This window comes from Actinoplanes sp. 13 (assembly GCF_056134165.1).
In genome coordinates, this window is record NZ_JBVYOQ010000063.1 from 1 (window position 1) to 7,116 (window position 7,116).

Annotated in this window: 7 protein-coding genes; 5 read left to right on the top strand and 2 right to left on the bottom strand. The window is 69.5% G+C overall.

Annotation, left to right across the window (positions count from 1 at the left end):
- Window positions 1-139 precede the first annotated feature (139 nt).
- Window positions 140-685, top strand: coding sequence for a PadR family transcriptional regulator (locus AC0NH5_RS42895; protein WP_474414234.1), 546 nt, complete (start codon window positions 140-142; stop codon window positions 683-685).
- A gap of 64 nt (window positions 686-749) precedes the next feature.
- On the opposite strand, the gene AC0NH5_RS42900 is transcribed toward AC0NH5_RS42895, so the two are convergent.
- Together AC0NH5_RS42900 and AC0NH5_RS42905 are read right to left on the bottom strand one after the other, a co-directional pair.
- Window positions 750-1,436 (bottom strand): DivIVA domain-containing protein, encoded by a 687-nt coding sequence (locus AC0NH5_RS42900; RefSeq protein WP_474414236.1) that lies wholly within the window; start codon window positions 1,434-1,436, stop codon window positions 750-752.
- A 169-nt stretch (window positions 1,437-1,605) separates the two neighbouring features.
- Window positions 1,606-1,953: a hypothetical protein gene (locus tag AC0NH5_RS42905; protein ID WP_474414238.1), complete on the bottom strand. Its 348-nt coding sequence runs from the start codon at window positions 1,951-1,953 to the stop codon at window positions 1,606-1,608.
- Window positions 1,954-2,178: 225 nt separating this feature from the next.
- On the opposite strand from AC0NH5_RS42905, the gene AC0NH5_RS42910 reads away from it, so the two are divergent.
- The 4 genes from AC0NH5_RS42910 to AC0NH5_RS42925 form a co-directional block, all read left to right on the top strand.
- Window positions 2,179-3,591, top strand: coding sequence for a family 2B encapsulin nanocompartment shell protein (locus AC0NH5_RS42910; protein ID WP_474414240.1), 1,413 nt, complete (start codon window positions 2,179-2,181; stop codon window positions 3,589-3,591).
- Window positions 3,591-4,691 carry a family 2 encapsulin nanocompartment cargo protein terpene cyclase gene (locus AC0NH5_RS42915; protein WP_474414242.1) on the top strand — a complete coding sequence of 367 codons (1,101 nt, stop codon included), beginning with the start codon at window positions 3,591-3,593 and terminating at the stop codon, window positions 4,689-4,691. The genes AC0NH5_RS42910 and AC0NH5_RS42915 overlap by 1 nt, the downstream gene beginning before the upstream one ends.
- Window positions 4,692-4,693: 2 nt before the next feature.
- Complete coding sequence (locus AC0NH5_RS42920) at window positions 4,694-5,539, top strand: geranyl diphosphate 2-C-methyltransferase (RefSeq protein WP_474414244.1); 846 nt, start codon at window positions 4,694-4,696, stop codon at window positions 5,537-5,539.
- A 557-nt stretch (window positions 5,540-6,096) separates the two neighbouring features.
- Window positions 6,097-7,116 (top strand): Clp protease N-terminal domain-containing protein (locus tag AC0NH5_RS42925; RefSeq protein WP_474414246.1); only part of this gene is annotated, 1,020 nt, incomplete at its 3' end.

Below are 7,116 nucleotides of genomic sequence, written 5' to 3' on the forward strand. Positions count from 1 at the left end.
GCGGTCCGAATCGAGCCCCAACTCCCCACACAGAAAGCACCCACCCATGCGTGTGAAGTTGCGGTCCGAATCGAGCCGGAAGTTCACACGCGGGGTGGCCTGGTTGCTGGGTGCGGCGTCGCACTGAAGGATGACCGGCATGGCTCTGGAGCACGCGATCCTGGTGGCCCTGCTCGAGCAGCCCGGCTCGGGTTACGAGCTGGCGCGCCGCTTCGAACGGTCGATCGGGCGGTTCTGGACCGCGACCCACCAGCAGATCTACCGGGTGCTCAAGCGGATGGAGGCGGACGGCTGGGTGCTGGCCGAGGAGATCGGGCAGGATCGGCGCCCGGACAAGCGGGCCTACTCGGTGGCCGAGGCCGGCCGGGCCGAGCTGATCTCCTGGCTGCGCGGCCCGGTGCAGCCGGAGGCGGTGCGGCACGAGTTGGCGGTGAAGATTCGCGGCGCGGCGTTCGACGACGACACGGGGCGGGCCGCGCTGGCCGGTGAGGTCGAGCGGTACAGGGCGGAGCACGAGGCCACGCTCCAGCGGTACCTGGTCGGCGAGGCACGCGACTTCCCGCCCGGCGCCGAGCTGGACGCCGGTCAACGGCTGCAGCACGTGGTGCTGCGCGGCGGCATCGCCTATGAGCGGATGCTGCTCGACTGGCTCGACGAGGTCCTGATCACTCTGCGCAAGCTCTGACCACGCACGCCGGGAACGACAAAGGCCGGCGCCATGGGCGCCGGCCTCAGGTGTCCGGGCCGGATCAGCCGGCCCCCTCCGGGGCGCTGGTCAGGTCCATCAGCTGCTGCTGGACGTGGTTGGTCAGCGCCTCCTGGTAGCTGGAGGCGAGCTGGCCCAGCCGGTCGATCTCGTCGAGCAGGGCGGTCCGCTTCTCCACCAGGCTCTCCATCGCCTCGGTGTGGTTGCGGCGCGCGTCGCTCTCGATGCTGCCGGCTTTCAGCTGGGCCTCGCTGACGAGCTGCTCCGCCTTGTTCTGCGCGCCGTTGATGACGTTGTCGGCCTCGGCCTGGGCGTCGCGCATGTGCTCGTCGGCGGTGCGCTGCGCCATCATCAGCACGCGCGAGTTGCGGTCGTCGTCGGCGGGCGACGGGGGCGGCGAGCCGGCGGGCTGGCTGCGGGCGCGCTCCAGCTGGGCCTGCATGTTCCGCGCGTTCTGCTCGGCGCGGGCACGGGCTTCCTGGAGGCGCTCCAGCTGCGCGGCGAGGTCGGCGAACTCGTTGTTGAGCACCATGGTGGAAGCGGCGTTGCCGCCACCACCGCCACCGCGCTGCGCCTGGTCGCGCAGTGCGACGTTCTCCTCCAGAAGACGGGCGAGCTCCTGCTCGACCTCGTCCAGAAACGCGTCGACCTCCTCCTCGTCATAGCCCCGCTTGCCGATCGGAGGCTTCTTGAAGGCGACATTGTGAATATCTGCCGGAGTGAGCGGCATCGTGCTCCTCGGTTCCCATCGGTTGCGGTGGTGCGGGCCGAAATCTTACGCAACGGACCTGTGCCCCCGCCGTGGGCATGATCACGCGTGCCACCGACCGTCGGCGGCTGATCGAGCGTACGCTGCCCGGGCGAGCCCCCGCAGGCCGCAGCCGCGCCCGAGTCTGCGGTCAGTGCCAGAAGACCGCGACGGCCGCGTTCACGACGGTCAGCGTGATGATGCCGATGAAGTGGCCCCGGTTGACCTCGGCCCGTTTGCGCGGGATGAACACCATGATGAAGATCAGCACGGCGAGGAGCAGCTTCACGCCCAGCTTGATCGGGCTGGGCTCGTCGTCGCCACCGCCGCGCAGCGGGGCCGAGAGCGCGATGCCGGACGCCAGCTGGATGATCGAGCCCCAGAGGACCGCCGGGTTGATCCGGATTTTCCCGGACAGGAGTTGCGTGACCGCGCCGCCGAGCAGCAGCGCGAATCCCACCAGGTGCACGAAGAGGAGAATCAACCGGAGTGCTTCCACAGCGGCAAAGCTTGCCAGCAGCCGCCGCGTCTCCCTGATCCGGGGCACGCGCTCTCCGGATATCGACTCGCGAACGCGTCAGCCGGGCTTCCGGACACCACCCGACCGGTTAACAATCCCGCCGAAATGTGTATTTATCTGCGAAAACTGACAAAACGCCCTGGTGCTGGGATAGAACGGCTTAAGTAGTAAGCCCGGAACCCGGACGAAACGGGGCGATCAACCGTGACCAGTTCGCTCAAGCCCTCGGAGACGCGCGAGGAGCCCGAGCAGCACCAACGGCAGAGCTTGAGCACCGCCGCAGCGCGGAACCTGACGCACACCACCAAGTCGGTTCCGCAGATGCAGGAGATCAGCTCCCGGTGGCTGTTGCGCGCGCTGCCGTGGGTCGAGGTGACCGGCGGCGCCTACCGGGTGAATCGGCGGATGACGTACCGGCTGGGCGACGGGCGCCTGACCTTCACGAACACCGGCTCGTCGGTGCACGTGGTGCCGGGCGAGCTGCGCGAGATCGAGGTGCTCGCCAAACTGGAGGACGAGGAGCTGCTGCGCTCCATCGCGGACCGTTTCGTCCAGCAGGAGTACCAGCCCGGTCAGATCATCGTGGAGTTCGGCTCGGTGGCCGACAACCTCTACCTGATCGCGCACGGCAAGGTGGACAAGGTCGGCGTCGGCGCGTACGGGGACCCGGTCAGCCTCGGCGTGCTCGCCGACGGCGAGAAGTTCGGTGAGCAGGTGCTGGTCGCCGACGACCCGATCTGGGGCTACACGGCCAAGGCGATGACCGCGGTCACCATCCTGGCGCTGCCGCGCGCCGCGTTCGCCGAGCTGACCAGCCGCAGCGAGACGCTGCGCAACCACGTCGAGGGTTTTCGGGTGAAGAGCCGCCGCCCGCAGAACAAGCACGGCGAGGCCGAGATCAAGGTGACCGCCGGGCACACCGGCGAACCCGCGCTGCCCGGCACCTACGTCGACTACGAGCTGACGCCGCGCGAGTACGAGCTGAGCGTCGCGCAGACCATCCTGCGGGTGCACACCCGGGTCGCCGACCTCTACAACGATCCGATCGACCAGCTGGAGCAGCAGCTGCGCCTGACCGTCGAGGCGCTGCGCGAGCGCCAGGAGTACGAGATGGTCAACAACCCCGAGTTCGGCGTGCTGCACAACGCCGACCTGCGCCAGCGCATCCACACCCGCGGCGGGCCGCCCACCCCGGACGACTTCGACGAGCTGCTCAGCATGCGGCGCGGCACCAAGTTCTTCCTCGCTCATCCGCAGGCCATCGCGGCGTTCGGCCGGGAGTGCACGAAGCGGGGCATCTACCCGCCGCCGGTGGAGCGGGACGGGCACACCCTCCCGTCCTGGCGCGGCGTGCCGATCCTGCCGTGCGGCAAGATCCCGGTGACCGACACGCACACCACCTCCATCCTCGCCATGCGGACCGGCGAGGCGGAACAGGGCGTCGTCGGGCTGCGCCAGACCGGCCTGCCGGACGAGTACCAACCGGGACTCAACGTGCGGTTCATGGGCATCAACGAGCAGGCGATCATGTCGTACCTGGTCAGCACCTACTACTCGGCGGCCGTGCTGGTGCCGGACGCGCTCGGCGTGCTGGACCACGTCGAGCTGTCGCACTGATGTCCACGGCCACCCTGGACCTGGCGTCCGCGATCATCGCCGACGCCGGCGCCGCGCCGCCGGCCGTCCTGAGCCGCCTGCTCGCCCCCACCGGGCTGGGCACGTCGGCGGCCCGGGCGTTCACCGGCGCGCCGGCCGCCGGCCGGGACGACGACGATCGCCTGTTCTGCCCGGACGCGGTCCGCGACGACCCGGCCCTGGGCGACCTCGTCGACGAGCGCCTGATCGCCTGGGCCGGGCAGGTCGGCCTCTACCCCGGCCGGCTGGACGAGCTCAGGTCGTACGGCTTCGGCCGGTTCGTCATGCTCACCCACCCGGCGGCGAACGACCCGGACCGGCTCCTCGCCGCCGCCAAATGCCTGCTCGCCGAGTGGGCGGCGGACGACTACTACGTCGACGAGGTGGCGCTGGGCGCCGACCCGGCGCGGGTCGGCTCCCGGCTGCACAACCTGATGGCCGTGATCGACCCGGCCCGGATGGTTCCCCGGTACGCCGCCGACCTGGACGCCCACCACCGGCTCCGGCCGATCTCGACGGCGTTCCGCACCGCCCTGGATCACCTCGCGAGGTACGCCTCGCCGGCGCAGATCGGCCGCTTCCAGCACCAGCTGGCGCTGCTCTTCCTGGCCTCGGCGCAGGAGGCGGACTGGCGGGTCAACCGCCGCACCCCGCCGGTCTGGGAATACCTCGTCCAGCGGCAGAACAACAGTTACCTGCCGCCGATGCTGCTCGTCGACGTGCTGGCCGGGTACGAGCTGCCGGCGCACGAATATCACCACCTGAGGGTCCGGGAGGCCTTCACCACGGCCGGCAACGCCGCGACCCTGGTCAACGACCTCTACTCGGCCGGGCGGGAGTCGGGCGCCGACTTCAACCTGCCGTCGGTGCTGACCGCGAACGAGGGCCTGACCCGGCAGCAGGCGATCCTGCGCACCGTCGAGGTCCACAACGAGCTGATGCGCCGCTTCGTCCACCTGGCCGCCCCGCTCGCCGCGGCCGGATCACCGAGCCTGCGCCGCTTTCTCGCCGACACCTGGGCCTGGCTGGGCGGGAGCCGTCGATGGCACGCCACCACGGGCCGTTACCGGAACAGGAGTTGACCATGACTTCGGCCGTCCTGCGAACCGACTTCGAGCGGTCCGTCGCCGCGTACTGGAACACCAACCGGAAGGATCCGGTCAACCTGCGCCTGGGCGAGGTCGACGACCTGTACCACCACCATTACGGGGTGGGCGCGTACGACCCGTCGGTGCTCGAAGGCCCGGCCGCCACCCGGGAGCAGCGGATCATCGCCGAGCTGCACCGGCTGGAGAGCGCCCAGGCCGACCTGCTGCTCGACCACCTCGGCCCGGTCCGGCCCGGCGACCGGCTCCTGGACGGCGGCTCCGGCCGGGGCGGCACCAGCATCATGGCCCACCAGCGGTTCGGCTGCGAGGTGGACGGCGTGTCCATCTCGGAGTACCAGGTCGGTTTCGCCGCCGACCAGGCCGCCCGGCGCGGCATCGGCGACCGGGTCCGGTTCCACTTCCGGAACATGCTGGAGACCGGGTTGCCGGACGGCTCACGCCAGGCGGTCTGGACCAACGAGACCACCATGTACGTCGACCTGGACGACCTGTACCGCGAGTTCGCCCGGGTGCTGACGTTCGGCGGCCGGTACGTCTGCATCACCGGCTGCGCCAACGACGTGGCCGGTCTGCGGTCCAAGGCGGTCAGCCGGATCAACGAGCACTACACCTGTGACATCCACCCGCGCAGCGAGTACTTCAAGGCACTCGCCGCGCACGGTCTGGTGCCCCTCGAAGTCGTCGATCTGACGGCCGCGACCATCCCGTACTGGCAACTGCGGGAACAGTCGCCGGTCGCCACCGGCATCGAGCAGGCATTTCTCACCGCGTACCGGGAGGGAAGCTTCCATTACCTCCTGATCGCGGCCGACCGGATCTGATTCCCTTGAGCTGGGCGTGGCCGGTTGGACGTTCCGGCCACGCCCTTTCCCTTCCCACATCGATCAAAACCGTCATATCGTACGAGTGATCGGTCGTCCCCAACCGCAACCCGGACGTCCCGTCCGGTCCACGCGGCCTGCCTGCCCGGCCCGGACCGCCCGGCGGCCGCCGGGCTGACCTGCAACTCATTCCCACCCCGGCACACCACCACAGCTCCCCGCCGCACCCGTCGCGCAGCGACTCCCGCCGCCAGTGTGTGAAGTTCGGGTCCGATTCGGACCCCACCTTCACACACTGTTTCGGCGTGCGGGACGGGGTGGCCGCGCGACCGCACCGTCTGCGGCGAGCGGCGCCCGGGCGGTTCGGGGGCGGTGGGGCCGCAGTGACTGGCGTAGAATTCTGGTGGGTGGAGCGCCTGCCTGTGCCGCGAGTGGCTGCCCACGTCAACCATGCGACGTGGCCAAGAGTCTCCGACTCAGCGTCAGCAGACCCCGTGCGGGTCGACCGCCGTCCGTCCGGCGGGTGACGTGGGTGCCCGGGCGAGGACGTGATGGACATGTTCGAGCGGTTCACCGACCGTGCGCGGCGGGTTGTCGTCCTGGCTCAGGAAGAGGCCCGGATGCTCAACCACAACTACATCGGGACCGAGCACGTGCTGTTGGGCCTGATCCACGAGGGTGAGGGCGTCGCGGCCAAGGCTCTCGAGAGTCTGGGCATCTCCCTGGAGGGGGTGCGGCAGCAGGTCGAGGAGATCATCGGTCAGGGTCAGCAGGCGCCGAGCGGGCACATTCCGTTCACGCCGCGCGCCAAGAAGGTTCTGGAGCTGTCCCTGCGGGAGGCTCTGCAGCTGGGCCACAACTACATCGGCACCGAGCACATCCTGCTCGGCCTGATCCGCGAGGGTGAGGGCGTCGCCGCCCAAGTGCTGGTGAAACTCGGCGCCGACCTCAACCGGGTCCGCCAGCAGGTGATCCAGTTGCTGTCCGGCTATCCGGGCAAGGAGCCGCCGGTTCCCGGGGTGACGCCCGGTGAGAGCGGCACGCCGGCGACCTCCCTGGTGCTGGACCAGTTCGGGCGCAACCTGACGCAGGCGGCGCGGGAGGGCAAGCTCGACCCGGTGATCGGCCGGGAGAAGGAGATCGAGCGGGTCATGCAGGTGCTGTCCCGCCGCACCAAGAACAACCCGGTGCTGATCGGTGAGCCCGGTGTCGGTAAGACCGCGGTGGTGGAGGGGCTGTCCCAGTCGATCGTCAAGGGTGAGGTGCCCGAGACGTTGAAGGACAAGCAGCTCTACACCTTGGATCTGGGTGCTTTGGTCGCCGGTTCGCGGTACCGCGGTGATTTCGAGGAGCGCCTGAAGAAGGTGCTCAAGGAGATCCGTACCCGCGGTGACATCATCTTGTTCATCGATGAGATCCACACTCTGGTGGGTGCGGGTGCGGCGGAAGGCGCGATCGACGCCGCGAGCATCCTCAAGCCGATGCTGGCGCGGGGTGAGTTGCAGACCATCGGTGCGACCACGCTGGATGAGTACCGTAAGCACCTGGAGAAGGACGCTGCGCTGGAGCGCCGTTTC

What these genes read in the sequence shown, in the direction of transcription:
- AC0NH5_RS42895 (WP_474414234.1), top strand. Translation starts at nt 140, where the DNA reads ATGGCTCTGGAGCACGCGATCCTGGTGGCCCTGCTCGAGCAGCCCGGC.
- AC0NH5_RS42900 (WP_474414236.1), bottom strand. Translation starts at nt 1,436, where the DNA reads ATGCCGCTCACTCCGGCAGATATTCACAATGTCGCCTTCAAGAAGCCT.
- AC0NH5_RS42915 (WP_474414242.1), top strand. Translation starts at nt 3,591, where the DNA reads ATGTCCACGGCCACCCTGGACCTGGCGTCCGCGATCATCGCCGACGCC.
- AC0NH5_RS42920 (WP_474414244.1), top strand. Translation starts at nt 4,694, where the DNA reads ATGACTTCGGCCGTCCTGCGAACCGACTTCGAGCGGTCCGTCGCCGCG.